Consider the following 26,781-nt stretch of genomic DNA (forward strand, 5'->3'; position numbering starts at 1 on the left):
GAGCTAAACAAGTAAACACGACTTTTCTCAAATCTAACGCTAAAAATTGGCGTTATTGCGTAAAAGTAAGTAAATAAAACCGCACCCCGTGCGGTTTTTTTGCTACCCTGATCACATAAGCAAGCAATTGCTTTCTCAGATAAAACAACATCACACCGGCGCCGCGGGTGTATCCTAATATAAAATACCTACTGGAAACGCAACGTTGCCGTATCACGGCGACCGGCGCTGACGGGCTACGCTGTTTGAGAAGGAGTGCCACCCTCATGAAGTCGCAACACGATCCTGGCCGATCCACCAAATCTCGCCACACCGAATACTCGCTGATCTTCCCTATCGCCGCGCTGATGGTGTTAAATCTATGGGGCAGCACCGATAACTTTCCGCTGATCGTCGGCATCAATATTCTCGCGCTGGTGGGGATCCTCAGCAGCGCCTTCAGCGTGGTGCGCCACGCCGACGTGCTGGCTCACCGATTGGGCGAACCCTACGGCTCGCTGATCCTCAGTTTGTCCGTCGTGATCCTCGAAGTCAGCCTGATTTCCGCGCTGATGGCCACCGGCGACGCCGCGCCGGCGCTGATGCGCGACACGCTGTACTCCATCATCATGATCGTTTCCGCCGGCCTGGTCGGCTTTGCGCTGCTGCTCGGCGGGCGCAAGTTCGCCACCCAGTACGTCAACCTGGGCGGCATCAAACAGTATCTGATGGCGATTTTCCCGCTGGCGGTGATCGTGCTGGTGTTCCCGAGCGCGCTGCCAGGCGGCAACTTCAGCACCGGGCAAGCGCTGCTGGTGGCGTTGATCTCCGCCGCCATGTATGGCGTGTTCCTGGTGATCCAGACCAAAACCCACCAGAGCCTGTTCGTGTACGAGCATGAAGACGACGATGGCGACCCGCACCACGGCAAACCCTCTTCGCACAGCAGCGCCTGGCACGCCGCCTGGCTCATCGTGCACCTGATCGCGGTTATCGCCGTCACCAAGTTCAACGCCAATCCGCTGGAAGGCCTGCTGACCAAGATGAATGCACCGGCGCAGTTCACCGGTTTCCTGGTGGCGCTGTTGATCCTGTCGCCGGAAGGCCTGGGCGCGCTGCGCGCCGTGTTGAACAATCAGGTGCAACGCGCCATGAACCTGTTCTTCGGTTCGGTGCTGGCGACCATCTCCCTGACGGTGCCGGCGGTGACCATCATCGCTACCCTGACCGGGCAGACGCTGATCTTCGGCCTGCAAACGCCGCATATCGTGGTGATGTTGACGGTGTTGCTGCTGTGCCAGCTGTCGTTCTCGACCGGCCGCACCAACGTGCTGAACGGCACCGCCCACCTGGCGTTGTTCGCCGCCTACATGATGACTATCTTCGCCTGATCAAAAAGGGGCGCACTCTGTGCGCCCTGCCTTCGTTATACCGAGAAGAATATCGCCGCGGCGATCCCCCCGAACAAAATCCACTTGATGATGTAATAACCGGTGCGGTTCCAGGCCTTCAGGCGTTTCCCCACCCGGCGTATCGCATAGATATATTTGAACATCTTGTTGACGCCGCCGGTGCGATCGCCCTCTTCATTCGGCGCCGTGGCGGCGCTCATCAGGTTGCGCCCCAGCCAGTGATTCACCGCCTGCGCCCAGCGGTAGCGCATCGGCCGTTCGATGTCGCAGAACAGGATCAGACGATTCTGCCCGCTCTGGTTTTCCGCGTAGTGCAGATAGGTTTCATCGAACATCACCCCTTCACCGTCGCGCCAGCTGTAGCGCTCACCGTCCACCTCAATGAAGCAGCGGTCATCGTTGGGGGTAATCAACCCCAGGTGATAACGCAGCGAACCGGCGTAAGGATCGCGGTGGCGCGGCAAACGGCTGCCGTCCGGCAGTTCGGCGAACATCGCCGCTTTGACCGAAGGCAGGCTGCGCAGCAGTTCCGTGGTCTGCGGGCACAGGGTCATGGCGGAAGGATGGCTGTCTTCATACCATTTCAGATAAAAGCGTTTCCAACCGGTCTTGAAGAACGAGTTGAAACCGGCATCGTTGAATTGATCGGATGCCTTGATCTGCTGGATCTCCATCAGCTTCTGTCCTTCGTCGCGGATGGTTTCCCAGTTCTCCCGCAGTACCGCCAGCTCAGGGAACTGCTCCGGCTTCAGGTACGGCGTAGTCGGCACACGAGAAAACAGATACATGAAGACGTTCAGCGGTGCGGTAAAAGTGGAATGGTCAGACAGCTGCCGCCAAACGTTATAGCGCACCCGTCCGCGGTAATGCACATAGACGACGCATAAAATAAGCAAAATCAGAATGATATATTTCATGTTTGAATCGCAGCAAGGAACCCACACTCAATGCGCCGCGCGGCGCACACCCCAGAAAATGTCCTTTTGGCGGCGCAGGCAAACTGCGCGCCAATCTGGAACCCATTAATCATTAACGCTAACTCAACGAAAATCTATACAGAAAACCACAATAATTTACACAAAGGTTAAACGAAAGGGGAAATGGGGGGCGATAAAAAAGGCCGCCGAGGCGGCCTTTCCATTAGCGGATAGGTTAACTGTAAGCGTTGAGCGTGCGCTGGCACAAAGCGGAACGCACGCAGTCCTGTTTTTCAAAGCGGATAACGCCGATCATCTCGTCCTCTTCGAAGCGCTCCAGGGCATCGCTGAGACCGGATTTCACGCCGCGCGGCAGGTCGCACTGGGTCACGTCGCCGTTAACGATAACCGTCACGTTTTCCCCCAGGCGGGTCAGGAACATTTTCATCTGGCTGGCGGTCACGTTCTGGGCTTCATCCAGGATAACGACCGCATTTTCGAAGGTGCGTCCGCGCATATAAGCGAACGGCGCAATCTCTACCTTGCCGATTTCCGGGCGCAGGCAGTACTGCATAAAGGAAGATCCTAAACGACGTACCAGAATGTCATACACCGGGCGGAAATAAGGGGCGAACTTCTCGGAGATATCCCCCGGCAAGAAACCGAGGTCTTCATCCGCCTGCAAAACAGGACGGGTAACGATAATCCGATCCACCTCTTTATGGATCAGCGCCTCCGCCGCCTTGGCGGCGCTGATAAATGTTTTGCCACAGCCGGCTTCGCCGGTGGCGAAGATCAGCTGCTTATTCTCTATGGCTGATAAGTAATGACCCTGAGCTTCGGTTCTAGCCTCGATGGGTGAGCTATCGCGCTTGTCTCGCGCCATGCCGATAGACTCGACTCCCCCCATTTGCACCAGCGAGGTCACAGACTCTTCTTCCAGCTGGCGATGACTACGAGCGTCACGACGAATAACGCGTTTCGCTTCACGACGTGCTTTGATCACTGCTTTCTGTCTACCCATAGTGGCACCTTACAGTTTGTTTCACCTACCGCAACGGCCAGGCCGTGCGATTATGTTTCACACACGTATTAGGTTTTGGCCTCCTCCGAGCCAATAAGAGCCAAGGGACAATGTGAATTGACGGCAACGTTTAAGCGCCGTTGCTTCACGGGACAACGCGGACTGCATCAATAAACGTGGAGTAAAAAGTGGTGAGATTCGGTAGCGATAAGAGTGCGGAGTTGCCGGTAAAAGAGAGTCGGAGAGAGAACCCTCGTTACAACGAGAAATCAGGGGAGATGTGTTATTTTTTCTTTCCAGCCCAACCAAGGACTTTACCATTAGCGATCCCCGCAGTGATATTTACAGCTTCAAGCTGTGCACCGTGTGAAAACTACCGCCAGATGATTACAGTATAATGACATTCAATCCTGTCGCGTTACTAAAATGTAAAAAAATTTTATATGTTTGGTTTTTAGTTATCGCTAAAACACTATATCACGCGCGACACGTCATTCCATAAAAATTTTTAACATATAAATTTCAACGAATTACAATTAAAAACCGCGAATGACACTTTGGTTTCTTGATTAAATTTTGCACAACCAAAAGTCGGCGTGCCCTTCAGATTTTTTAATCCGCAGGCGACGGATTGAATTGAACTCCGTCGCTTAATGTCCCGCACAATAGGCAAGTCAACGTAAAACGAGGCAGGCGAGCCCGCCTCGTCATTGCGGGTTCAGGCCTTGAGCAAACCGCTGGCCAAATAATCGCCGCGTTCTTTCACGCCCGGCAGCACGAAGAAATACCCGCCGCCAATCGGCTTGATGTATTCCTCCAGCGCTTCGCCGTTCAGCCTTTTTTGCACCGTCAGGAAACCTTTCTCAAGGTCGGCCTGATAGCAGACGAACAGCAGCCCCATTTCCAGCTGGCCGGCATTGGATACCCCCAGCGAATAGCTGTAGCCGCGTCGCAGCATCAGATTGCTTTGGCTTTCCGGCGTGCGTGGGTTAGCCAAGCGAATGTGCGCGTCCATCGGGATCACCTTGCCGTCGGGATCGTTCGCGTAGTTCGGCTCGTCATGTTCATGCTTCATGCCCAGCGGCGCGCCGCTGTGCTTCTCGCGGCCGAAAATGGTTTCCTGCTCCTGCAGCGGCGTGCGATCCCAAAACTCGACGCGGAAACGAATAATACGCGCCGCCTGATAGCTGCCGCCCGCCGTCCACGCCGGTTCACCGACGCTGTCGCCGACCCACACCACCTTATCCATCAGCGGCTTGTCGTCGGTTTTCGGGTTAGCGGTGCCGTCTTTGAACCCCAACAGGTTGATCGGCGTCTCTTTGCCTTTGCTGCGCGCCGCGTGCGCGGAGATGAACCCTTCCCGCTTCCAGCGCACGCTGAGCAGATCCGGCGAATGCTTAATGATGTCGCGCAGCGCGTGGAGAGCGGTTTCGTTGGTGTTGGCGCAGATCTGCAGCAGCAGGTCGCCGTGGCAAAGCGCGGCGTCCAGTGCATCGTTGGGGAAGCGCGTCATCTTCTGCAACCGCAGCGGTTTGTGCGCCTGCAGACCAAAACGTTCATCAAACAGCGATGCGCCGACCGAGACGGTGATGGTCAGGTTGTCCGGGTAAATCTCCGGCCCCATGATGCCGGAATCGAGCGGCGGCAGCTTGGCGTCCACCTCCGGCGCCTTGCCGCCGTGGGTCAGGAAGGCGATGCGATCGGTCAGCAGCCGGAACAGGCGCTCCAGATCCGCTTTGCTGGTCGCCAGCACATCGAACGCCACCAGCATCATCGCCGCCTGTTGCGGCGTCAGCACGCCGGCCTGATGGCGGCCATAAAACGGCTGTTTCTGCCAGCGCTCATCCTGCGGCGTCGCCAACGGCTCCGCCGCGTTACCCGCTGCCTGCGCCAGGCGGCTGCCGCCCAACGCCAGCGCGCCCAGCCCCAGCCCTTGCAGCAAACGGCGCCGCGAAGGCGACGCCGCTCCCTGAGAGTGCGGATGCGGCCCGTTATTCGGGCCTGCCTTGTTGCTCATAACCGTATGCCTCAGTCCAGACCCAATACGCCGCGCAGTTGGGAAAGATCTTCCGCCAACGTGGTGATCGGCCCTTTCAACGCATTGCGATCGGCATCGGTCAGCTTCTCATAGGACTCATAGCCGTCTTTGGTTTGGTACTTCGCCAAGATGGTGTCCACGGTTTTGAAGTTGGCGTCGATCTTGTCCAGCAGCGGCTTATTGGCCTTGACCAGCAAAGGACGCAGCAGGTTGACTATCTTCTGCGCGCCGTCGACGTTGGCCTGGAAATCCCACAAATCGGTGCGGCTGTAGCGGTCTTCTTCACCGCTGATTTTGCTGGCCGCCACCTCTTCGATCAGCCCGGCTGCGCCGCCCACCACTTTGCTCGGCGGGAAGGTCAGTTCACTCACGCGCTTTTGCAGTTCTACGGTATCGTGGTACAGGCGATCGGCGTAGGCGCCCATGTCTTTGGTTGAGTTGTCGGCAAACAGCGCCTTCTCCAGACGGTGGAAGCCGGTGAAGTTCGGATCCGCCGATTTCTTCTCGTAGTCGTCTTCGCGGGCGTCGATGCTGCCGTCCAGATCGGAGAACAGCTCGGCGATCGGCTCGATGCGCTCATAGTGCTGGCGGGTCGGCGCATACAGCTTGCGCGCTTGTTCCACGTTGCCGGCCTTCACCGCGTCGGTAAACAGCTTGGTTTGTTTCACCAACCCATCGACTTCTTTGGTGACGTAAACCTTGTATTCGGCAATCGGGCCGACCAGGTCCAGCGCGTTCGGCTTGCCGTCGGTGGCGCCGTTGGCCGCTGCGGTGACAGTCAGTTTGCCTTTCGGATTGCTGAGCAGCCCGCAGGTCATGTCATATTCGCCCGCCTCCAGCGTGGCGGTCATTTTCTGGGTAAAGCCCGGCGCGATGTTCTCGCGCTCTTCCACCACCATCACCCCTTTCAGGATTTCCCATTCGACGTTTTTCTGGCTGGTATTGTGCACCACAAACTGCGTTTTGCCGGCCGGCACCGTCAGCTGCATCGGTTCGCACTGCTTGTCGTTGACCGTGACCTTGACCTGCGGCACCTCCGCCGCCAAGGCGTCGATGCTCAGCGCAAACGCCGGGATAGACAGTAATGCTGCGTGCAACGCCTTGCGGCGAAATAACGGAGTAGACATACGAGATTCCCTATTAAACATTAATGATTGATTTTACGTTGCGCCGGGGCCGCTGCCGGCGCCGCGCGCTGCGGCAGAAAGAAGAAAATCAGCGCCGGGATCAAATACAGGAAGTAGACCGCCACTTCGCTGACCGTCGGCGCTTCCTGATAACCGAGGATGCCTTCCAGCAGGGTACCGAACAGCGAATGGGTCGACAGTGCACTGCTGAAATCGAAGGCGATGTCCTGAAAGTGGTTCCACAGACCGGCTTCGTGGAAGGCGCGGATCGCCCCGGCGGCCAGCCCGGCGGCGACGAACAGAATGAACAGGCTGGTCCATTTGAAGAATTTGGCCAGATGCAGCTTCACCCCGCCCCAGTAAATCATCATGCCCAGCACAATGGCGGCGACCAGGCCGAGCACCGCACCGATCGGCGCTGCGGCGCCCACGTCTTGCTGAAACGCCGCCAGCAGGAAGAACACCGACTCCAACCCTTCGCGCGCCACGGCGAAGAACACCATCGCCACCAGCGCCCACCCCTGCCCTTTACCGGCGCTGAGCGCCTGATCGATCGCCCCTTCCAGATGTACCTTGACCGACCTGGACACTTTGCGCATCCAGAACACCATATAGGTGAGGATCAGCACCGCCACCACCGCCACGATGCCTTCGAACAGCTCCTGCTGTTTCTGCGGGAACTCGCCGGTGGTCTCATTGATGAAGATGCCGAGCGCCAGACACAGCGCCGCCGCGACAATCACGCCGATCCACACCGCGCCCAGCCATTGGCTGCGCTGCGTGCGTTTCAGGTAGCTGGCGATCAGGCTGACGATCAGCGCGGCCTCCAGACCCTCACGGAACATGATAAGAAAGGGAACGAACATAACTAATCACCCCTGAAAAGACCGCGGCGGCAGAGAAAACCGGCTCGCAATGAGCCGCGGCGAGTATGTAAAGAAACGTAAAATACAACGAGAGTGATTATCATTCTGCCAAAAAGAAATACAAGAGGCGCAAGCGTGATTTTTTCTAATCAAATGTCGCCAGGTGTTACAAGGCGGAGAGCGCAGAACGTTCATGAAGAGCCATGATATACTGCAGTGAGTGAAATACCCCGCCCTGACACGGTAAACCTGAGGGATATGCCGGCTCTGTTCCTTATGAGCAACACAGAAACGGTGTGGCAGCAAACTTATCATGATCGACATGGAAACGATTTAATCCTGCCGTCAGAACCTGGTTAACCGGCATGAGGCGAGCCTGCAGCGAGTAAAATGGAGTGAAAATGAAGATATCCGCCATCGTTCCGGCATTTAACACGGAAAAATACATTGGTGAATGCGTTAGATCCTTACTGCAAAACGATCATGAGAAAATTGAAATCATCTTGATCAACGATGGTTCAACCGACAAAACCGGCACGATACTGGATAGCTTCGATGTACCATGCATTAAAGTGATCCATACCGAAAACCAAGGCCAATCGGCGGCCCGAAACACGGGGCTTGCCGCTGCATCAGGTGATTATGTGATCTTTGTGGATAGCGATGACAAGCTCGCCGACAATGCCTTGGATCGTTTGACTGACATATTAAAGGATACCCAAAGTGACGTCGTCTTCTTTGAGTCTTCCGTCTTCTTCGACGATGAAAAACTGGCTGAGAGATTCAACCCAAAGTATGAAAGAAACGGTTTATTGAGTAATTTCACCTGCTCCGGTACGCATTTTTTTCAGCAAGCTGTTAATCTCGGCAATTACATCGTCAGTCCTTGCCTTTACATATCCAGCAGAAAAGCTTTAAAAAACATCCAGTTCAAAAATGGCATCGTACATGAAGACAACATATTCACTACGCGCCTTCTGCTTGAAAATGATATTACCGTTCATTGTGTCAATGAAAAATTCTATTTACGCCGCGTGCGGCATGGCTCAGTAATGACGCAAAAGAAAGGCGATGAACATATCAACGGCTACTATAACTGTATCATCGAACTGATTAATCATCCTCCAGCCAATGCCAATCAGGTGCAGGACGAATACAATAAGTTCATTTGTCATATGGTCGATTGTTTCAAGTACACCAATAGCGACATTATCGCCGACCTGAAGGGTGAACTCATCAAACACAATGACATTGTGTCTGGTGAGGTAGCGGGATTGAAACGAGAAATCGATGAGCTGCGCAACTCGACATCCTGGAAGATGACCTCACCATTAAGACGCATGGTGACTTTCTTTAAAGGGTAATGCCTGCGGCTTGGTCAAAAAAAGGGGCGCCGTGGGCGCCCCTCGTTATTTATCGTCAGTTATACCGTTTTGTACTCGGCTTCCGCCTGATCGAAACGTTCGGTCATGGTGGAAGACGGCTGGCGGCCCATCAGGCTCACCACCACGATGGCCAGACAGCCCAGGATGAAGCCCGGGATGATTTCGTACAGGCCCAGCCATTCGTACTGTTTCCAGACGATCACCGTCACCGCGCCGACCAACATGCCGGCCAGCGCGCCGTTGCGGGTCATGCGCGACCACATCACCGAGATCAGCACTACCGGGCCGAAGGCGGCGCCGAAACCGGCCCAGGCGTAGCTCACCAGGCCCAGCACACGGTTCTCCGGGTTGGCCGCCAGCGCGATGGCGACCAACGCCACCACCAGCACCATGACGCGGCCGACCCACACCAGTTCACGCTGGCTGGCGCCTTTGCGCAGGAACGCTTTGTACAGGTCTTCGGTGATTGCGCTGGAACAGACCAGCAGCTGGCAGCTCAGGGTACTCATAACCGCCGCCAAAATCGCCGACAGCAGCACGCCCGCCACCCATGGGTTGAACAGCAGCATCGCCAGTTCGATGAACACGCGCTCGCCGTTTTGCGACACGTTGCCGGCCTGATCCGGGTTATTGGCAAAGTAAGCGATACCGAAGAAACCGACGGCGATGGTGCCGGCCAGGCACAGGATCATCCAGGTCATGCTGATGCGGCGCGCGCTGCGGATGGTGCGGTGAGAATCCGCCGCCATGAAACGCGCCAGGATGTGCGGCTGGCCGAAGTAGCCCAGGCCCCAACCCAGCAGCGACAGGATGGCGACGAAGTTCAGCCCCTTCAGCATGTCGAGGTTGGCCGGGTTCCGCGCCTGGATCACCAGCATCGAGGTATCGATGCCGCCGACGGCGAAGATCACGATCACCGGGGTCAGGATCAGCGCGAAAATCATCAGGCTGGCCTGCACGGTGTCGGTCCAGCTCACCGCCAGGAAACCGCCGATGAAGGTATACAGGATGGTCGCCGCGGCGCCGGCCCACAGGGCGGTTTCGTAGCTCATGCCGAAGGTGCTTTCGAACAGACGCGCGCCGGCCACGATGCCGGAGGCGCAGTAAATGGTGAAGAACACCAGGATGACGATGGCCGAGATCACCCGCAGCAGCTTGCTGTTGTCTTCAAAACGGCTGGTGAAATAATCCGGCAGCGTCAGGGCATTGTTGTTGGCTTCGGTATGCACGCGCAGCCTTCCTGCCACCAGCTTCCAGTTCAGGTAAGCGCCGATGGTCAGGCCGATGGCGATCCAGCTTTCGGAGATGCCGGAGAGGAAGATGGCGCCCGGCAGGCCCATCAGCAGCCAGCCGCTCATGTCGGAAGCGCCGGCGGACAGCGCGGTCACCACGCTGCCCAGACTGCGGCCGCCGAGAATATAGTCATCAAAGTTATTGGTTGCCCGGTAGGCAAGCAGGCCGATCAGCACCATCCCGAAAATGTATACCAGGAAGGTCACCAGCATAGGTGTGCTCATTGTCATTTAATTCTCCACTTTCATTATTATTCGCGTTTCGCTCCGGCCAAGCCGGCGCCGGTAAACCCACGCGCAATGCATTTCACTGGCCGCCGCGCCGGAACGTGGCGCAGCCTGCGAGCAAGTGCAGGTAAAATAGTTTCTGCCCGTAATTGTTGACCGTCGGTTATCCTAGATGAGCCTTTCATCAACCAACAAGATATTTAACAACAAAGTTACACAAAGTTTACCCTGCGTCACATTTACCGGGCTCAAAGGTTGCACTCACGACAAGCAAAATGAGTTGCACCCTGCCATTACCCTTATATACCGCAAGGTAAAGCGCCTGCGGCATCATTAACCCCGCCGCGTTCGCTCAATAACGCAACATTCGTGCCAACTGCCCGTGTTAAAAAATCGATGAAACTCACACTTCGCTCATCCGCCTGATTTAACAAGGTTGCACAAAGTTGCAACATGCAGGATATTGTCTGCATTCTTGACACCACACATCTCACGAACCTATCCCAACAGGCTTTCCGGCCTGCTGTTTGTCTAGCCTGATGGGATAGGTTCTAAACACAGGAGTTGGACAGGCATGGGCACTACCACAATGGGCGTGAAACTCGACGAGGCAACACGCGACCGGATCAAGAGCGCCGCGCAGCGCATCGATCGCACGCCGCACTGGCTCATCAAGCAGGCCATCTTTAATTACCTCGAGCGTCTCGAGAGCGGTACCGATATTCCTGAAATTCCAGCGCTGGCCGCAGCGGGCCAGCCTGAAGCGGACGACATTATGCCGCAAGCGCAGGAAGAGTCACACCAGCCATTCCTCGATTTCGCCGAACAAATTCTGCCGCAGTCGGTGACCCGCGCCGCCATCACCGCCGCGTATCGCCGCCCGGAGACCGAAGCGGTGCCGATGTTGCTCGAACAGGCGCGATTACCCGCCGATCTTGCACAGGCCACTCACAAAATGGCCTACGGCATCGCCGAGAAGTTGCGTAACCAAAAAAGTGCAAACGGCCGCGCCGGCATGGTGCAAGGCCTGCTGCAAGAGTTCTCCCTCTCCTCGCAGGAAGGCGTGGCGCTGATGTGCCTGGCGGAAGCGCTGCTGCGCATTCCGGACAAACCGACCCGCGATGCCCTGATCCGCGACAAGATCAGCAACGGCAACTGGCACTCGCACCTGGGGCGCAGCCCGTCGCTGTTCGTCAACGCCGCCACCTGGGGCCTGCTGTTCACCGGCAAGCTGGTGTCGACCCATAACGAAGCCAATCTGTCCCGCTCGCTGAACCGCATTATCAGCAAGAGTGGCGAGCCGCTGATCCGCAAAGGCGTGGACATGGCGATGCGCCTGATGGGCGAACAGTTCGTGACCGGCGAAACCATCGCCGAAGCGCTGGCCAACGCGCGCAAGCTGGAAGAAAAAGGCTTCCGCTACTCCTACGACATGCTGGGGGAAGCCGCCCTGACCGAAGCCGACGCCCAGGCCTACCTGGTTTCCTATCAGCAGGCTATCCACGCCATCGGCAAAGCCTCCAACGGCCGCGGCATCTATGAAGGCCCCGGCATCTCCATCAAGCTGTCCGCCCTGCACCCGCGCTACAGCCGCGCGCAGTACGAACGCGTGATGGAAGAGCTTTACCCGCGCCTGCTGTCGCTGACCCTGCAGGCACGCCAGTACGATATCGGCATCAATATCGACGCCGAAGAGGCCGACCGTCTGGAGATCTCGCTCGATCTGCTCGAGAAGCTGTGCTTCGAACCGCAGTTGGCCGGCTGGAACGGCATCGGCTTCGTGATTCAGGCCTACCAGAAACGCTGCCCATTCGCCATCGACGCAGTGATCGACATGGCGCAACGCAGCCGCCGTCGCCTGATGATCCGTCTGGTGAAAGGCGCCTACTGGGACAGCGAAATCAAACGCGCCCAGATGGACGGCCTGGAAGGCTACCCGGTTTACACCCGCAAGGTGTACACCGACGTTTCCTATCTGGCCTGCGCCCGCAAGCTGCTGTCGGTGCCGAACCTGATCTATCCGCAGTTCGCGACCCACAACGCCCATACGCTGAGCGCCATTTATCACCTGGCGGGCAACAACTACTACCCTGGCCAGTATGAGTTCCAGTGCCTGCACGGCATGGGTGAACCGCTGTACGAACAGGTGGTGGGCAAAGTGGCCGACGGCAAACTGAACCGCCCTTGCCGCATCTACGCGCCGGTCGGCACCCATGAAACGCTGCTGGCTTATCTGGTGCGCCGCCTGCTGGAAAACGGCGCCAATACCTCGTTCGTCAACCGCATCGCCGACGCCACCCTGCCGCTCGACGAGCTGGTGGCCGATCCGGTCAGCGCCGTGGAAGCGCTGGCGGCCAGCGAAGGTCAAATTGGCCTGCCGCATCCGCGCATCCCGCTGCCGCGCGAGCTGTACGGCGAGAAGCGCACCAACTCCAGCGGTCTGGATCTGTCCAACGAACAGCGTCTGGCTTCGCTGTCCAGCGCCCTGCTCACCAGCGCCAGCCATCCATGGCGCGCGGAACCGATCATCGACGCCGAGTTGGATCAGGGCGTCGAACAGCCGGTGATCAACCCGGCCGAGCCGGGCGATGTGGTCGGCTACGTGCGTGAAGCCACCGAAGGCGAAGTCAGCCGCGCGCTCGACGCCGCCGCGGCCGCCGGCCCAATCTGGTTCGCCACACCGCCGACGGAGCGCGCCGCGATCCTCGAACGTGCCGCCGAGCTGATGGAAAGCCAACTGCAAAGCCTGCTGGGCATTCTGGTGCGCGAAGCGGGTAAAACCTTCAACAACGCCATCGCCGAAGTGCGTGAAGCGGTCGATTTCCTGCACTACTACGCCGGCCAGGTGCGCGACGATTTCGCCAACGACAGCCACCGCCCGCTGGGCCCGGTGGTCTGTATCAGCCCGTGGAACTTCCCGCTGGCGATCTTCACCGGCCAAATCGCCGCCGCGCTGGCGGCGGGCAACAGCGTGCTGGCCAAACCGGCTGAGCAAACGCCGCTGGTGGCCGCGCAGGCGGTGCGTATCCTGCTGGAAGCCGGCATTCCGCAAGGCGTGCTGCAGCTGCTGCCGGGCCAGGGTGAAACCGTCGGCTCAACGCTGGTTAACGACGCCCGCGTCCGCGGCGTGATGTTTACCGGCTCCACCGACGTCGCCGGCATTCTGCAGCGCAGCATCGCCGGCCGTCTGGATCCGCAAGGCCGTCCGACGCCGCTGATCGCCGAAACCGGCGGCCTGAACGCCATGATCGTCGACTCCTCCGCCCTGACCGAACAGGTGGTGACCGACGTGGTGGCCTCCGCCTTCGACAGCGCCGGGCAGCGTTGCTCCGCGCTGCGTATCCTGTGCATTCAGGAAGACGTGGCCGAGCACACGCTGCAAATGCTGCGCGGCGCGATGGCCGAATGCCGCATGGGCAACCCGGAACGCCTGTCCACCGACGTGGGCCCGGTGATCGACGCCGAAGCCAAAACCGGCATCGAACGCCACATCCAGGCAATGCGCGCCAAAGGCCGCAAGGTGTACCAGGCCGCCAAAGGCAGCGCGCAGGATGAGAAAGAGTGGGCGCGCGGCACCTTCATCAAGCCGACGCTGATCGAGCTCGACAGCTTCGACGAGCTGCAGAAAGAGATCTTCGGCCCGGTGCTGCACGTGGTGCGCTTCCAGCGCAACAATCTGGACGCGCTGGTCGATCAGATCAACGCCGCCGGTTATGGCCTGACGTTGGGCATTCACACCCGTATCGATGAAACCATCGCCCGGGTGACCGAACGCGCCAAGGTCGGCAACCTGTACGTCAACCGCAACATGGTCGGCGCAGTGGTCGGCGTGCAGCCGTTCGGCGGCGAAGGCCTGTCGGGCACCGGCCCGAAAGCCGGCGGCCCGCTGTACCTGTACCGTCTGCTGGCCAACCGTCCGGACGACGCGCTGCAACGTACGCTGCACCGCCAGGACGAAGAGCGCCCGATGGAAGCCACCGCGCGGCCGCAGCTGCTGGGCGCGCTGCAATCGCTGGAGAAGTGGGCGGTCACCAGCCAACAAGGCGAACTGGCGGCATTGGCGCAACGTTATGCGGAACTGGGCCAAGGCGGCACCGTACGTCCGCTGCCGGGCCCGACCGGCGAGCGCAACACCTATGCCCTGCTGCCGCGTGAACGCGTGCTGTGCCTGGCGGATAACGAAACCGACGCGCTGATCCAGCTGGCCGCCGTGCTGGCGGTTGGCAGCTGCGCGCTGTGGCCGGAAGCGGAACTGCAACGCAATCTGTTCCGCCGCTTGCCGAACGATGTGCAGGCGCGCATCGCCTTCAGCAAAGACTGGCAGCAGGACAAGGTCGAGTTCGACGCCGCCATCTACCACGGCGATGCCGACCAGCTGCGCACCCTGTGCGAGCAGATCGCCCAGCGCGGCGGCGCCATCGTCTCGGTGCAGGGCTTCGCCCACGGTGAAACCAACATCCTGTTGGAACGCCTGCTGATCGAACGTTCCCTGAGCGTCAACACCGCCGCTGCCGGCGGTAACGCCAGCCTGATGACCATCGGTTAACGCATCCTCAAGGCTGCACGCGTTGCAGCCTGATAGGCTTACCGCTAGGCAAACCCTGCACTCGTGCAGGGTTTTTTATTGTCCGCAGGCCGATCGGCCGTTAGCGTCTTGTTATCCTTACAGGGTGGGGCGTCGCTCATGGACGATGGATTACTCTGCTTGAAAGCCGCGTCAGAGCGCTACGAAACGCATTGGCTTTCGGGTTCGGTAATATCCGGGATACGGCAGCCGCAGCGGATTTCTCGCCGCCGCCGCGCGAAACGAATGGTTGAAAGCGGAGTGAATGCGGTCGGGGGAAACGCCCCCGCCGCCTTATTGATTCCGGAACTTGTCGAGGAATTGCTGGGTGCGCTGATGCTGCGGATTGGCGAACAGCGCTTTCGCCGGGCCCTGTTCGACGATGCGGCCGTGATCCATAAAGATAACCCGATCGGCCACGTCGCGAGCGAAGCTCATCTCATGGGTGACGATCACCATGGTGCGTTTCTCTTCCGCCAGTGAGCGCATGGTATTGAGCACTTCCCCCACCAGCTCGGGATCGAGCGCCGACGTCGGCTCGTCGAACAAAATCACCTCCGGCTGCATCGCCAGCGCGCGCGCGATAGCCACCCGCTGCTGCTGCCCGCCGGACAGCCGACGCGGATAAGCCGCCTCTTTGCCGCTCAGGCCCACTTTGGCCAGCAACGCGCGAGCGCGCTGTTCGGCGCTGGCTTTCGCCTCGCCTTTAACGATAACCGGCCCTTCAATGATGTTTTCCAGCACCGAACGGTGCGGAAACAGGTTGAAGTTCTGGAACACGAAACCGACCTGCTGACGCAGCGCGCGCACCTGATTTTTCTGTTTGCTCAGCGGCTTGCTGCCGTCGATCCGGATATCGCCGACGCGGATGGTGCCGGAATCCGGTTCCTCCAGCAGGTTGATGCAGCGCAACAAGGTGGTTTTCCCGGAACCGCTCGGCCCGATGATCGCCACCACTTCGCCGGCGTCAACCGCCAGATCGATCCCATGCAGCACCGTCTGACCCTTGAACTGCTTGGTCAATTGCTTAACTTCAATGGCACTCATGCGCTACTCCTGATCCTGGCGATTAACGTGGGCTTCCAGACGGTTTTGCAGTGCGGAAAGCAGGGTCGCCATCACCCAGTAAATCAGCGATGCCGCCAGGTACATGGTGAACACTTCCAGCGTGCGCGAGGTGATGAGCTGCGCCTGGCGGAACAGTTCCGGCACCTGAATGGTGGCGGCCAGCGAGGTGTCTTTCACCAGGCCGATAAAACTGTTGCCCAGCGGCGGCAAGGCGGTGCGCGCCGCCTGCGGCAAGATCACCCGGCGCAGAGTTTGCCAACGGGTCATGCCGATGCTGGCGGCGGCTTCCCACTGCCCTTTATCGATCGACGAAATCGCCGCGCGCAGCGTTTCTGAGGTGTAAGCGGCGGTATTGAGCGACAGGCCAATCAGCGCCGCCGGGAAAGGATCGAATTCAACGCCGAACTGCGGCAGACCATAGTAGATCATAAACAGCTGGGCGATCAGCGGCGTGCCGCGGAACAGCGATACGTAAATGCGCGACAGCCACGACAGCGGCCAAAGCGGCGAAAGGCGCATCAGCGCCAGCAGAAAACCAAGCAACAGGCCGAACGCCATGCCGCCCAGGCTAAGCTGGAGCGTCAGTATGGCGCCTTTCAATAAAAATGGCGCTGAATCCAGCGCCAGTTGAATACTTTCGTGCATTATTTAGTTACGTCCGCGCCAAACCATTTCTCGGAGATCTTCGCCAGCGTGCCGTCTTTTTGCATCTCGGCGATCGCCTGGTCAATCGCGGCCAGCAGCTCTGGGTTATTCTTGCGCAGCGCCACGCCGGACTCCTGGCGGGAGAATGCCGGGCCGGCCACCGCCAGCGTATCGCCGGTTTTCTTCACCAGATCCAGCGCCGCCAGACGGTCCACCAGAATGGCGTTGATACGGCCGACGCGCAGATCCTGATACTTGGTCGGATCATCGTCGTAAGTGCGCACGTCTACACCTTGCACGTTCGCACGCAGCCATTGCTCATAGTTGGTGCCCAGGCCAACGCCGACCTTCTTGCCCTTCAGGTCTTCCGGCTTGGTGATCGTGCCTTCGTTGCCCTTTTTCACCAGCGCCTGAATGCCGGAAACGGTGTAAGGGGTGGAGAAGTCATATTTCTTCTTGCGCTCATCGGAGATTGTCACCTGGTTGATCACCACGTCGATGCGTTTTGACTCCAGCGACGCCAGCATGCCGTCCCACTTGGTCGGGTTCAGCTTGGCTTTCACGCCCAGATGTTGCGCCAGCGCGTTGGCGAAATCCACTTCGAAACCGGTCAATTTGCCGTCTTCACCCTGGAAGCTGAACGGCGGATAGGTGCCTTCCAGCCCAACGATCAGCGTGCCGCGCTGTTTCACCTGCTGCAGCAGGTTATCGGCGGCGTAGGTTTGCGTCGTCACACCGGCGGCCAACGCAATACCCACCACGCCCAACAACCATTGACGACGAACTTTCGCAAACATCATAAACACCCCTGTGTGTTATTTATCTTTTTTGATATCAGCACTTTAACAGTGCGACCGCCCGCATAAAGGAATATAACTTTATAAATATAGTTCAAAATGGAATAACAAGCGGCATTTACACCTGCGGATGGTAGGCGAACAGCGCCGGCGCACCGCCGGTGTGAACGAACAGGATGGGCCCTTCGTCGCGGAAACGCCGCTGGGCGATGCCGTCGATCAAACCGGCCATCGCTTTGCCGGTATATACCGGATCCAGCAATACCCCTTCTTGCTGCGCCAGCAGCTGCACCGCCGCCATGCCTTCTTCATTCGGCATGCCGTACTGCGGCGCGAAGTAATCGTCCCACAGCGCGATCGGCGCCAGTTCGTCGATATTCAGTGAACAGGCCAGGGCTTTCTGGATTTGTTCCACCTTCGGCAACTGATCGATCACGGTGCGCGAGACCGTCACGCCGATCAACTCGGTTTCGGGCAGCAGCTGTTGCAGCCCCACCGCCAGCCCGGCGTGGGTGCCTGCGCTGCCGGACGCCACCACCACCGAACTGAACGCCACGTTGCTGCGTTGGCTCTGTTCGGCGATTTCCAATGCGCACTGCACGTATCCCAGCGCGCCCAGCGCATTGGAGCCGCCCACCGGCACCACGTAAGGCCGGAAGCCCTGCGCCTCGAGGCGCGTCGCCAGCTCCGCCAGCTGCTGCTGCGGATCGTGCAGCGCTTCGCACATCACCACTTCGGCGTTGAACAAGCCGAGCAACAGGCGGTTGCCGTTGGTCAGGTAGTTTTCCGCGCGGGTATCGATAGGGTTTTCCAGCAGCGCGACACAGTGCAGGCCCAGTTTCGCCGCCACCGCCGCCGTCTGGCGCACGTGATTGGATTGAATGGCGCCGGCGGTAACCAGCGTATCGGCGCCTTGCCTCAGCGCATCGGCAGCCAGAAACTCAAGCTTTCTCAGCTTGTTGCCGCCCAGGGCCATAGGGGTGACATCGTCACGTTTAAGGTAGATTTCACGGCCGAGATAATCGGAGAGACGGGACAGCTTTTCCAGCGGCGTGGCGACGCCAACCAGATCCAGACGCGGAAATTGCGCCAGTTGTTGTTGCAGGTTCACTACTTCCCCCCAGGGAATCGAGTATCAACATCTGATAACCGATAGATTTAGCAGATGTGAACTGAATAATCATCCTTTATCACGGGGGGATCCGCAGACCCCGGCCCAGCGGCCGGGGAAAATCTCAGTAGCTGCGCTGCCAGGCGAGATACTGATCGTATTTGCGCAGCGCAATGCGGTAGTTGTTGTGCGCTGCGGTAGGCAGATCGTCGATAATGCGCTGATGGCTGGCGCAGTTGGCGAACTTGTCCGCCGGGTAATTACGCGCCACCAGCATTTCGTCCAGCCGGCGCAGCCGCACCACGTACTCGCGAATGGTGCTGTGGCTCATCTCGGTCTGTTCGAACAGATACTGCTTGAACGCCATGATGTCGAAATAGCTCGGGTGGCTGTTGCAGGAAATCTCGCTGCAAAAGCGGCACAGTGCGGTCAGCTCATGCTGCACGTTTTGCCAGACCGCATCGTCGATCGGCTGATCCATGCGCGCGATGGCTTCTTTATTGATTATCTTGCCGCGAAACACCAGCGCCATGCGGTCCAACAATTTACCGCACTGGGAGCAATGGGTCTGGCTGTGCTTGTAATCTTTCAGGTAACGGCTAAGCGGCCGTTTCTTCAACAGTATTCCTGGCATAAGGGGCAGTCCGATTGTCGCATGAGTCATCGAGTTGAGGGGGCGGCAGCCCGCCGTCAGGTATCGTTCGCCAGCCGCGCACGCAGCCGTTTGATCGCCTGACTGTGCAGTTGACTGACGCGGGATTCCCCGACGTCCAGCACGGCGCCGATCTCTTTGAGATTCAACTCTTCCTGGTAATACAGCGTCAGCACCATTTTTTCGCGCTCCGGCAACGCCTCGATGGCGTCGATCACTCGCTGGCGCAGGCTACCTTCCAACAGGTGATGCAGCGGGTTGGCCTCTTCATGCCCTTCCAGCATCGGTTCCGCGTTTTCGCCATGCTCCTCGCGCCATTCGTCGTAAGAGAAAAGCTGGCTGTTATTGGTGTCCAACAGAATTTGACGGTACTCATCCAGCGAGATATTCAGCGTCTGCGCCACTTCCGTCTCGCTCGCCGGCCGGCCATAACGCTGTTCCAGTTGCCGCATCACCTGCGCGACCTCGCGCGCGTGGCGCCGCACGCTGCGCGGCACCCAGTCGCGGCTGCGCAGCTCGTCGAGCATCGCGCCGCGAATGCGCTGCACCGCATAGGTGGTAAAGGCGGTTCCCTGTAGGGCGTCATAACGCTCAACGGCGTTCAATAACCCGATTCCCCCGGCCTGCAGCAAGTCGTCAAGCTCCACGCTGGCGGGCAACCTGACCTGCAGGCGCAGCGCCTCGTGGCGCACTAATGGGACGTAGCGCAGCCAGAGAGAATTTTTGTCCATCACGCCTTCGGCGGTATACAGATCGCTCACTATGTCTTAAACCTGCGGATAAGAGAGTCAGCGCTATTATGCGTAGGGGGCGAAATGCCAATCGGCTGAACAGTCGCACAAAACGGGCTTTATTTGCGCCATGTAATAACCGCGCGGTGCGCGAGCATAAAAAAACCCCGCCGAAGCGGGGTTTCTTTGCGACAGTTAATCGGGAGAGACGATTAACGCAGCAGGGACAGAACGTTCTGAGTTGACTGGTTAGCCTGTGCCAGAACAGAGGTGCCAGCCTGTTGCAGGATATTGGCACGGCTCATGTTGGACACTTCGGTCGCGTAGTCAGCATCCTGAATACGGGACTGAGAAGCGGACAGGTTGTTCACGGTGCTGTTCAGGTTGTTGATAACAGAATCGAAACGGTTCTGTACCGCACCCAGGGAAGAACGCAGGCCGTCAACCTGTGCCAGCGCTTTGTCCAGGGTAGCCAGTGGATCTTTAACGTCAGTAACGTCAGTACCCTTGGTTACAACGCCTTTGTCGTCGATTTTCGCAGTGGCGTAGGTTTTTGCGCCAGTCGCTGCATCAGTAGTCTGAATGTAGTAACCTTCTTTACCGTCTTTGTCTTTACCGGAAACCAGAGTCGCTTTCTCTAAAGCGCCACCAGCTTTGGAAGATTCAGCCAGGTCGAAAGCAACATCTTTACCGGTGTCATCTTTAACCATGGCTTTATCGGCAACTGCAGAGCCAATTTTGGTGCCTTTTTCAGTTACATCGAAACCAGTCAGACCCAGTTTGCCAGAATCGATCTTCTGCAGGTCGATATCGATGGTTTCACCGTCGTTAGCGCCAACCTGAATGGTCAGTTTCTGATCGCTGCTCAGCACTTTCACGCCGTTGAAGTCAGTCTGCTCGGAGATACGGTTGATTTCCGACATGCGCTGAGTGATTTCGTCCTGGATGGATTTCAGGTCGCTGGTGGAGTTAGAACCGTTCTGCGCCTGTACGGTCAGACGACGGATGTTCTGCAGGTTGTCGTTAACTTCGTTCAGTGCGCCTTCAGTGGTCTGCGCCAGAGAGATACCGTCGTTGGCGTTACGGGAAGCCTGAGTCAGGCCTTTGATGTTAGCGGTGAAACGGTTGGAGATCGCCTGACCCGCAGCATCGTCTTTCGCGCTGTTGATACGCAGACCGGAAGACAGACGCTCAATCGCAGTGCCCAGAGAAGACTGAGATTTGTTCAGGTTGTTCTGCGCCATCAGAGACAGGCTGTTAGTGTTGATTACTTGTGCCATTGTTTGCTTTCCTTACGAGTCAGTTGCGTTCTTCGCAACACAGTTAAAAGGTTCGGGCTTGTTTGCCCACGGCGTCAACCACCGTCCCCTCAGGTATCGGCCCTCCCCTAACAACCTTTAGAATTTTTTTAATTTTTTTTGCGTCCGCCGCAATGGCGGAAATAACGCGGTTTTTCCCTCTTCTATTGCGCCATCGGTTTTTTGTTTTTTTCGGTAAACTTTTTCATCACTGGGCCGATAACGCGTAAAGCGAATAAAGTCATAATCAAGGAGAATTACCCATGGCAACGATCAGTTCATTAGGTCTCGGCTCAGGACTCGACCTCAATGGCCTGCTGGACAAGCTGACCAAAGCGGAACAACAGCGCCTGACCCCTTACACCACCAAACAATCCAGCTATAAAGCCCAGTTGACCGGTTACGGCACGCTGAAGGGCGCGTTGGAAAAATTCGACAACCTCAGCAAAGAGATGGCGAAAGAGGACTTCTTCAAGGCCACCACCGCCACCGAACACGACGCCTTCAAGATCACCACCAACGCCAAGGCGGTGCCGGGCAACTATGTGGTGGAAGTGAAGAACCTGGCGCAGGCGCAAACCCTGACCACTCAGGCGAAAGTCAGCGACCAGGGCGCCAAGTTAGGCACCGAAGGCGCCACCGACCGTTCCCTGACCATCACCGCCGGCAACCCGCCGAAAGCCACCAAAATCCCGCTGAGCGACGATCAAACCTCGCTGGTTGAGATGCGCGACGCCATCAACGGCGCCAAGGCCGGCGTCACCGCCAGCATCATGCGCGTCGGCGACAACGACTACCAGCTGGCGATCAGCTCTTCCACCACCGGCGAAAACAACAAGATCTCCCTCCAGGTCGACAATGACGACAAACTGGGCGATATCCTGAACTACAACGCCACCCGCGGCACCACCACCGCCATGAAGCAGACGGTCGCGCCGCAGGACGCGGAGCTGATGGTGAACGGCACGGCCATCAAACGCAGCACCAACTCGATCAGCGATGCCCTGCAGGGCGTCACCATCGATCTGAAAACCAAAACCAAAACCGATGAACCGCAACACCTGGTGATCAGCACCAACACCGCCGGCACCACCGACAAGATCAAAGAGTGGGTCGACAGCTATAACTCGCTGCTGGACACCTTCAACTCGCTGTCCAAGTTCACCCCGGTGAAAACCGGCGAAGCGCCAAACCCAACCAACGGCCCGCTGCTGGGCGACAACACCCTGCGCGGCATTCAGTCGTCGATCAAAAGCGCGCTGAGCGCCGCCCAGGACAACCCGGAGTTGAAAGGCCTGGGCAACCTCGGCATTTCCACCAACACCAAAACCGGCAAGTTGGAAATCGACAGCGCCAAGCTGAAGAAAGCGATGGATGAGAAGCCGGATCAGGTCAGCAACTTCTTCGTCGGTAACGGCAAAGACACCGGCATGGCCACCGAGATCCACAACGAGATCCAGAACTACATCAAATCCGGCGGCATCATCGAGAACTCGACCAAAAGCATCAACACTAACCTCGATCGCCTGAACAGCCAGATCACCACGGTCACGGCCAGCATTCAAAACACCATCGATCGTTATAAACAACAGTTCGTTCAGCTGGATACCATGATGTCGAAAATGAACGGCACCAGTAACTATTTGGCTCAACAGTTCAAGTAACCCTTTAACAAGGCAAAGAAAACAGCATGTATAACCGTAGCGGCACTCAGGCCTATGCACAGGTCAGTCTGGAAAGCGGCGCCATGAGCGCCAGCCCGCACCAGTTAATCGTGATGTTGTTCGACGGGGCGCTCAGCGCCCTGCTTCGCGCACGCATCCTGATGAACCAGGGCGATATCGCCGGCAAAGGCATGGCGCTCTCCAAAGCCATCAACATCATCGACAACGGCCTGAAAAGCGGCCTCGATCCTCAGCAGGGCGGCGAGATCGCCGAAAACCTGGCGGCGTTATACGACTATATGAAGCGTCGCCTGATGCAGGCCAATCTGCACAACGACGAAGCGGCGATTGCCGAGGTGGTCAAACTGCTGGAAAACATCGCCGACGCCTGGCGCCAGATCGGCCCCAACTACCAACCTTCGCAGGACGCCGTGTAATGGAACGTCAACAGCAGCTGTTAGCCGCTTATCAACAAATTTACACCCTGAGCAGCCAGATGATCGCGCTGGCGCAAACCGGGCGCTGGGAAGAGCTCGTCGAGCTTGAATTCGCCTACGTGACGGCGGTGGAAAAAACCGCCGCCTTTACCGGGCAAGCCGGCCCGTCCATGGCGTTGCAGGAGATGTTGCGCAATAAGCTGCAACAGATCCTCGACAACGAAACCGAGCTCAAACGTCTGTTGCAGCAACGGATGGATGAGCTGAAAACGCTTATTGAACAGTCAACGCGCCAAAACGTGGTCAACAACACCTACGGCCAGTTTCATGACCGCGCGCTGCTGCTGGGAGAGCCACAGGTCCGATAAGATCGACAATACTGACGAAAATGGATTAAATAGCACTATGCGCTATTACCCTCGGGTTACGTTAGGATATTAATCTATGGCATTTGAATTATTCAGTTTATGGGTAATTGGTAAAATGCGCACTTCGAGCCTGGCTCTCACTTTAATGGATAAACATCATCCCGACACGGACGTTTTCTGTTCATCAGGAAATTGATTTTTGATAGATAAAACTCGCCGCTGTGTTTCACGGCCCATGGAAAAATGTTGCTCCAGCGCGGATCAAAGCGTAAAGATATTCCCAGATAATGGCTGCGAAATGAATATCGATGGAACGTACAATTAATCTCTGTCCTGGAATTGGCGCCTCAGCGCACATCATTCAGTATACTGAATTATTATTCCCTTCAGTCTATTTTGAGCAACCACATCTGTATCTGATACAACAAGGCCATAAGCGCGTACGCTGGCAACAACACGAAGTGGTCGCTCATCCCGGCGAGCTGTTGATTATCGACGGCGGGCAAACGGTGGACATTATTAACGGCCCGTCCGAAGACGGCGTATTCAGTTGCCAACTGCTGACCTGCGATCCCCTGTTGCTCACCGTCCAACCTCCGGCCGAGGAAACGCCGGCGGCGATGCCGTTCGATGCCGTCCTGGCGCTGCGCAATCTGCCCTGCGCCCTAAAGCACAGTTTTGAAACCACCGGCCTGGCGCTGACGCTGCGGCAACGCTTTCCCACCATCATCGTGCGGCACAAAATGCTGGAAATTCTGCTGTGGCTGGCCCAATTCGGCATTCGCTTTATTCACAACGAAGCCAAGGATCTGACGCAGCGGGTGCGTCGCTGCCTGGCGACCGATCCGCACAGCATTTGGACGGCGGCCAAAGTCGCGGAGAGCCTGTCGATGAGTGAAGTGATGTTGCGCCGCAAACTGTCGATGGAAAACACCGCGTTGCGCAACCTGATGATCGACGTCCGGATGAGCAGCGCGCTGGCCCTGCTGCAATCGACCGACTGGCCGATTTCCGCCATCGCGCAGCATGTGGGTTATGAAAGCGCGTCGCGTTTCGCCGAACGTTTTCGCAAACGCTTCGGTTTCGCGCCTACCGCCATTCGCGGCCACCAAAGGATTATGGAACCGGCCATCGAATAGACTTATGGGGCCGGTTAATCAATTATTGTCTCACCCAGATCAACCAGGAGAGGCAGGGGGGAACGGGAGAGTCTGTATAATTCCTTCTCACCGATAAATTCCCCCTCAGCGTCCCGACAGCGACGCGGGCACCTTTCCAGGATGTTCGGTTCCGCCGGAGCCTACTTATTGATGCCCCCAAACCACTGCTCAATTTACCATCACATTATTAAGGAATTTCTTATTTTAACGAGCCCCTAAAATGCGCCTGCTATACTGCCACTTCATACAAATGGGCAACATAAAAGCGAACCTAAAATGCGACGAAAAAGCACCTTCATCGAAAAATTAAAGTCTGTGGCAGAAACATTGATTCTCACAACATGCCTTATGTGGCTTCTTTATGAATCATTACAATGGTCACTTGCTCTTGGCGAACTTTAATTAGAAAATCTAATCAATCACTCATCAGTACTCTTTCTGCGCTCACATCATCAGAACACGCCTCCCTATTTCATGGTCTTTCTGGCGAGCCCCATCGGCCAAAATCATTAGCGAACCTATCCAATCATTCGCAGACTACTTAACATACTCTATAACCCTATGAATATGTTGTTATTAATGATGGATTTTTCCAGCCTGGTGAAGTAAGATATCGCGCGCCTCCCTGCTTTTTATAACTAATTAAATCTTAAGCCAGGTGATGGTACACAGGATAAGTAATTTAGGGAATATAATGTGAACATATTAAGTTTTGTTTGGCTGGCTCTTGCTTTCGCCACTTTTTTCCTACACCACAGAACTATTTTTGCCCTGCTGATACTGGCTTCAATATTTCAATCAAGCGCTATTATCAATACAGGGAATAATAGCCTGCCTGTATTTTATTTCATTGAACTAGTGTTGATTATAAGGTTTATTTTCACCTCCAAGGACAGTGAGTCCGTGTTGAACATCAAGCACAGGGTCTTTATTCAATCCTTGGCGTTGATTATACTATTTTGGTTCACTACTTATGCCTTCACCCATCTATTTGAGGGAATGAGAGTCTACTCCTCTGCTTATAGCTTTGAAGCTAACTATGCAAATAAAGGCTTCTCGCTTATATGGGGGAACAACAATGTTAAACAACTGGCGCTGATTACTCTAAACCTATTGACGTTGTATGTTATTTATGTAAAACGCCATGAAATAACGGCAGAGTATGCACTAAGAGTCATCATTTTCACTACGCTGGTCTTCTCCGCTTACTGCTTAGTCTGGCTTCTGGCCAGACCGGTCGCGCATGCTATACAGGTTATAATGTATAATAGTATGCATAATGCCAATGCTATTTTCGACTCCAGACTGAGCGGCACCTTTGGTGAGCCTTCATTCGCCGGTATTTTCATCGGCGCAACGATAGTCCCTCTCTTGATGGCCAAGGGATTCCGATTGAAACTGCTCTCTATCTTAATGATGCTTTTCCTGATTAAAAATGGCTCTACATCAGGTTATTTCACCCTACTTACATCACTGTGTGGCACATTCATTTTCAGCCCGCGTTTCAATCTGGTAAAGAAAGTTCTATTTTCAATTTCACTCATCATTGTTTCAAAGCTCACTTTTATTTTATTCCTGGATAAAATAACAGCGTATGCAGATAAAAAAGCGCAAACGGTCTCTAACCTCGTCCGTTCTGCCTCCAACTACAATGCTCTTGAAATTATGTACAATACATTTGGGCTGGGAGCTGGCATCGGCAGCGTGCGAATCTCATCTCTCGCGCTTTCTCTCATTGCTAACTTTGGGGTAATAGGGTCGTTCCTATTAGTCGGTTTTATCATATCCAAGATTATTCGCTCCCAAAGAAACATTATCGGCAGCGAGGCCCATTCAGTGCTTAAATTCATGCTTTTCTCGGCATTTTTAGGCTCTTGTGCTGCCAACCCCGACTACTCTTGCGGGTTCATCTGGGTGCTCATATTCTGTTGTTTATTAACGGGGAAAACACAGCCTGCGGCGCTGAGTTCGCCGCACAGCAAGTAAATCCAACGTCCGCCTGTCGTTAATGTTTGCCG

Annotated in this window: 21 protein-coding genes; 8 read left to right on the top strand and 13 right to left on the bottom strand. The window is 56.7% G+C overall.

Going from position 1 to position 26,781, the window contains the following annotated elements; genetic code table 11:
* Window positions 1-266: 266 nt before the first annotated feature.
* The gene (chaA, locus tag ACORQT_RS14445; RefSeq protein ID WP_164057352.1) at window positions 267-1,370 is read left to right on the top strand and encodes a sodium-potassium/proton antiporter ChaA; all 1,104 of its coding nucleotides are present in this window, start codon (window positions 267-269) and stop codon (window positions 1,368-1,370) included.
* A 35-nt stretch (window positions 1,371-1,405) separates the two neighbouring features.
* On the opposite strand, the gene lpxO is transcribed toward chaA, so the two are convergent.
* The 5 genes from lpxO to efeU form a co-directional block, all read right to left on the bottom strand.
* On the bottom strand, window positions 1,406-2,308 hold the full coding sequence (lpxO, locus tag ACORQT_RS14450) for a lipid A hydroxylase LpxO (RefSeq protein WP_025303230.1): 903 nt from the start codon (window positions 2,306-2,308) through the stop codon (window positions 1,406-1,408).
* A 235-nt stretch (window positions 2,309-2,543) separates the two neighbouring features.
* Window positions 2,544-3,332 (bottom strand): phosphate starvation-inducible protein PhoH, encoded by a 789-nt coding sequence (gene phoH / locus ACORQT_RS14455; RefSeq protein ID WP_015378226.1) that lies wholly within the window; start codon window positions 3,330-3,332, stop codon window positions 2,544-2,546.
* 718 nt (window positions 3,333-4,050) lie between these two features.
* Window positions 4,051-5,349, bottom strand: a complete 1,299-nt coding sequence (gene efeB / locus ACORQT_RS14460; RefSeq protein ID WP_042784800.1) for an iron uptake transporter deferrochelatase/peroxidase subunit — start codon at window positions 5,347-5,349, stop codon at window positions 4,051-4,053.
* An 11-nt stretch (window positions 5,350-5,360) separates the two neighbouring features.
* Window positions 5,361-6,497, bottom strand: a complete 1,137-nt coding sequence (gene efeO / locus ACORQT_RS14465) for an iron uptake system protein EfeO (RefSeq protein WP_164057353.1) — start codon at window positions 6,495-6,497, stop codon at window positions 5,361-5,363.
* 20 nt (window positions 6,498-6,517) lie between these two features.
* A complete protein-coding gene (efeU, locus tag ACORQT_RS14470) occupies window positions 6,518-7,363 on the bottom strand; it encodes an iron uptake transporter permease EfeU (RefSeq protein WP_164057354.1) in 846 nt (281 codons plus the stop codon).
* Window positions 7,364-7,764: 401 nt separating this feature from the next.
* Here efeU and ACORQT_RS14475 point away from each other — a divergent pair, with 401 nt between their 5' ends.
* Window positions 7,765-8,727, top strand: a complete 963-nt coding sequence (locus ACORQT_RS14475; RefSeq protein ID WP_049866685.1) for a glycosyltransferase family 2 protein — start codon at window positions 7,765-7,767, stop codon at window positions 8,725-8,727.
* A gap of 59 nt (window positions 8,728-8,786) precedes the next feature.
* Here the strand turns inward: ACORQT_RS14475 and putP are convergent, their stop codons facing one another.
* The gene (gene putP, locus ACORQT_RS14480) at window positions 8,787-10,271 is read right to left on the bottom strand and encodes a sodium/proline symporter PutP (protein WP_164057355.1); all 1,485 of its coding nucleotides are present in this window, start codon (window positions 10,269-10,271) and stop codon (window positions 8,787-8,789) included.
* 571 nt (window positions 10,272-10,842) lie between these two features.
* Here putP and putA point away from each other — a divergent pair.
* Window positions 10,843-14,814 carry a trifunctional transcriptional regulator/proline dehydrogenase/L-glutamate gamma-semialdehyde dehydrogenase gene (gene putA, locus ACORQT_RS14485; RefSeq protein WP_046896608.1) on the top strand — a complete coding sequence of 1,324 codons (3,972 nt, stop codon included), beginning with the start codon at window positions 10,843-10,845 and terminating at the stop codon, window positions 14,812-14,814.
* Window positions 14,815-15,126: 312 nt separating this feature from the next.
* Here putA and tcyN read toward each other — a convergent pair whose 3' ends face one another.
* The 7 genes from tcyN to ACORQT_RS14520 form a co-directional block, all read right to left on the bottom strand.
* A complete protein-coding gene (tcyN, locus tag ACORQT_RS14490) occupies window positions 15,127-15,879 on the bottom strand; it encodes an L-cystine ABC transporter ATP-binding protein TcyN (RefSeq protein ID WP_033643496.1) in 753 nt (250 codons plus the stop codon).
* A 3-nt stretch (window positions 15,880-15,882) separates the two neighbouring features.
* The gene (tcyL, locus tag ACORQT_RS14495) at window positions 15,883-16,545 is read right to left on the bottom strand and encodes a cystine ABC transporter permease (RefSeq protein WP_033643498.1); all 663 of its coding nucleotides are present in this window, start codon (window positions 16,543-16,545) and stop codon (window positions 15,883-15,885) included.
* Entirely contained in the window at window positions 16,545-17,345 is an 801-nt protein-coding gene (tcyJ, locus tag ACORQT_RS14500; RefSeq protein ID WP_033650878.1) for a cystine ABC transporter substrate-binding protein, read from the bottom strand. Before tcyJ ends, tcyL begins: the two co-directional genes overlap by 1 nt.
* A 115-nt stretch (window positions 17,346-17,460) precedes the next feature.
* Window positions 17,461-18,453: a D-cysteine desulfhydrase gene (locus ACORQT_RS14505; protein ID WP_033643500.1), complete on the bottom strand. Its 993-nt coding sequence runs from the start codon at window positions 18,451-18,453 to the stop codon at window positions 17,461-17,463.
* 124 nt (window positions 18,454-18,577) lie between these two features.
* Window positions 18,578-19,087 carry a flagella biosynthesis regulatory protein FliZ gene (gene fliZ / locus ACORQT_RS14510; protein ID WP_033643501.1) on the bottom strand — a complete coding sequence of 170 codons (510 nt, stop codon included), beginning with the start codon at window positions 19,085-19,087 and terminating at the stop codon, window positions 18,578-18,580.
* A gap of 56 nt (window positions 19,088-19,143) precedes the next feature.
* Window positions 19,144-19,866 (bottom strand): RNA polymerase sigma factor FliA, encoded by a 723-nt coding sequence (locus tag ACORQT_RS14515; RefSeq protein WP_004934752.1) that lies wholly within the window; start codon window positions 19,864-19,866, stop codon window positions 19,144-19,146.
* 182 nt (window positions 19,867-20,048) lie between these two features.
* A complete protein-coding gene (locus tag ACORQT_RS14520; protein ID WP_042784804.1) occupies window positions 20,049-21,116 on the bottom strand; it encodes a flagellin FliC in 1,068 nt (355 codons plus the stop codon).
* Between the two features lie 281 nt (window positions 21,117-21,397).
* On the opposite strand from ACORQT_RS14520, the gene fliD reads away from it, so the two are divergent.
* The 5 genes from fliD (at window position 21,398) to ACORQT_RS14545 (ending at window position 26,749) form a co-directional block, all read left to right on the top strand.
* Entirely contained in the window at window positions 21,398-22,798 is a 1,401-nt protein-coding gene (gene fliD, locus ACORQT_RS14525) for a flagellar filament capping protein FliD (RefSeq protein ID WP_042784806.1), read from the top strand.
* Window positions 22,799-22,824: 26 nt separating this feature from the next.
* Complete coding sequence (gene fliS / locus ACORQT_RS14530) at window positions 22,825-23,235, top strand: flagellar export chaperone FliS (RefSeq protein WP_004934758.1); 411 nt, start codon at window positions 22,825-22,827, stop codon at window positions 23,233-23,235.
* A complete protein-coding gene (fliT, locus tag ACORQT_RS14535; RefSeq protein WP_033643504.1) occupies window positions 23,235-23,603 on the top strand; it encodes a flagella biosynthesis regulatory protein FliT in 369 nt (122 codons plus the stop codon). Before fliS ends, fliT begins: the two co-directional genes overlap by 1 nt.
* 308 nt (window positions 23,604-23,911) lie before the next feature.
* On the top strand, window positions 23,912-24,742 hold the full coding sequence (locus ACORQT_RS14540; protein ID WP_033650875.1) for a helix-turn-helix transcriptional regulator: 831 nt from the start codon (window positions 23,912-23,914) through the stop codon (window positions 24,740-24,742).
* 717 nt (window positions 24,743-25,459) lie between these two features.
* Complete coding sequence (locus tag ACORQT_RS14545; protein ID WP_042784808.1) at window positions 25,460-26,749, top strand: hypothetical protein; 1,290 nt, start codon at window positions 25,460-25,462, stop codon at window positions 26,747-26,749.
* Window positions 26,750-26,781: the final 32 nt, after the last annotated feature.

Source organism: Serratia sp. (in: enterobacteria), assembly GCF_052400455.1.
Taxonomy (GTDB): domain Bacteria; phylum Pseudomonadota; class Gammaproteobacteria; order Enterobacterales; family Enterobacteriaceae; genus Serratia; species Serratia ureilytica.

What these genes read in the sequence shown, in the direction of transcription:
- fliT (WP_033643504.1), top strand. Translation starts at nt 23,235, where the DNA reads ATGGAACGTCAACAGCAGCTGTTAGCCGCTTATCAACAAATTTACACC.
- fliD (WP_042784806.1), top strand. Translation starts at nt 21,398, where the DNA reads ATGGCAACGATCAGTTCATTAGGTCTCGGCTCAGGACTCGACCTCAAT.
- tcyN (WP_033643496.1), bottom strand. Translation starts at nt 15,879, where the DNA reads ATGAGTGCCATTGAAGTTAAGCAATTGACCAAGCAGTTCAAGGGTCAG.
- fliS (WP_004934758.1), top strand. Translation starts at nt 22,825, where the DNA reads ATGTATAACCGTAGCGGCACTCAGGCCTATGCACAGGTCAGTCTGGAA.
- tcyJ (WP_033650878.1), bottom strand. Translation starts at nt 17,345, where the DNA reads ATGATGTTTGCGAAAGTTCGTCGTCAATGGTTGTTGGGCGTGGTGGGT.
- efeU (WP_164057354.1), bottom strand. Translation starts at nt 7,363, where the DNA reads ATGTTCGTTCCCTTTCTTATCATGTTCCGTGAGGGTCTGGAGGCCGCG.
- efeB (WP_042784800.1), bottom strand. Translation starts at nt 5,349, where the DNA reads ATGAGCAACAAGGCAGGCCCGAATAACGGGCCGCATCCGCACTCTCAG.
- chaA (WP_164057352.1), top strand. Translation starts at nt 267, where the DNA reads ATGAAGTCGCAACACGATCCTGGCCGATCCACCAAATCTCGCCACACC.
- lpxO (WP_025303230.1), bottom strand. Translation starts at nt 2,308, where the DNA reads ATGAAATATATCATTCTGATTTTGCTTATTTTATGCGTCGTCTATGTG.
- phoH (WP_015378226.1), bottom strand. Translation starts at nt 3,332, where the DNA reads ATGGGTAGACAGAAAGCAGTGATCAAAGCACGTCGTGAAGCGAAACGC.
- ACORQT_RS14520 (WP_042784804.1), bottom strand. Translation starts at nt 21,116, where the DNA reads ATGGCACAAGTAATCAACACTAACAGCCTGTCTCTGATGGCGCAGAAC.
- efeO (WP_164057353.1), bottom strand. Translation starts at nt 6,497, where the DNA reads ATGTCTACTCCGTTATTTCGCCGCAAGGCGTTGCACGCAGCATTACTG.
- putP (WP_164057355.1), bottom strand. Translation starts at nt 10,271, where the DNA reads ATGACAATGAGCACACCTATGCTGGTGACCTTCCTGGTATACATTTTC.
- ACORQT_RS14540 (WP_033650875.1), top strand. Translation starts at nt 23,912, where the DNA reads ATGGAACGTACAATTAATCTCTGTCCTGGAATTGGCGCCTCAGCGCAC.
- putA (WP_046896608.1), top strand. Translation starts at nt 10,843, where the DNA reads ATGGGCACTACCACAATGGGCGTGAAACTCGACGAGGCAACACGCGAC.
- tcyL (WP_033643498.1), bottom strand. Translation starts at nt 16,545, where the DNA reads ATGCACGAAAGTATTCAACTGGCGCTGGATTCAGCGCCATTTTTATTG.
- ACORQT_RS14475 (WP_049866685.1), top strand. Translation starts at nt 7,765, where the DNA reads ATGAAGATATCCGCCATCGTTCCGGCATTTAACACGGAAAAATACATT.
- fliZ (WP_033643501.1), bottom strand. Translation starts at nt 19,087, where the DNA reads ATGCCAGGAATACTGTTGAAGAAACGGCCGCTTAGCCGTTACCTGAAA.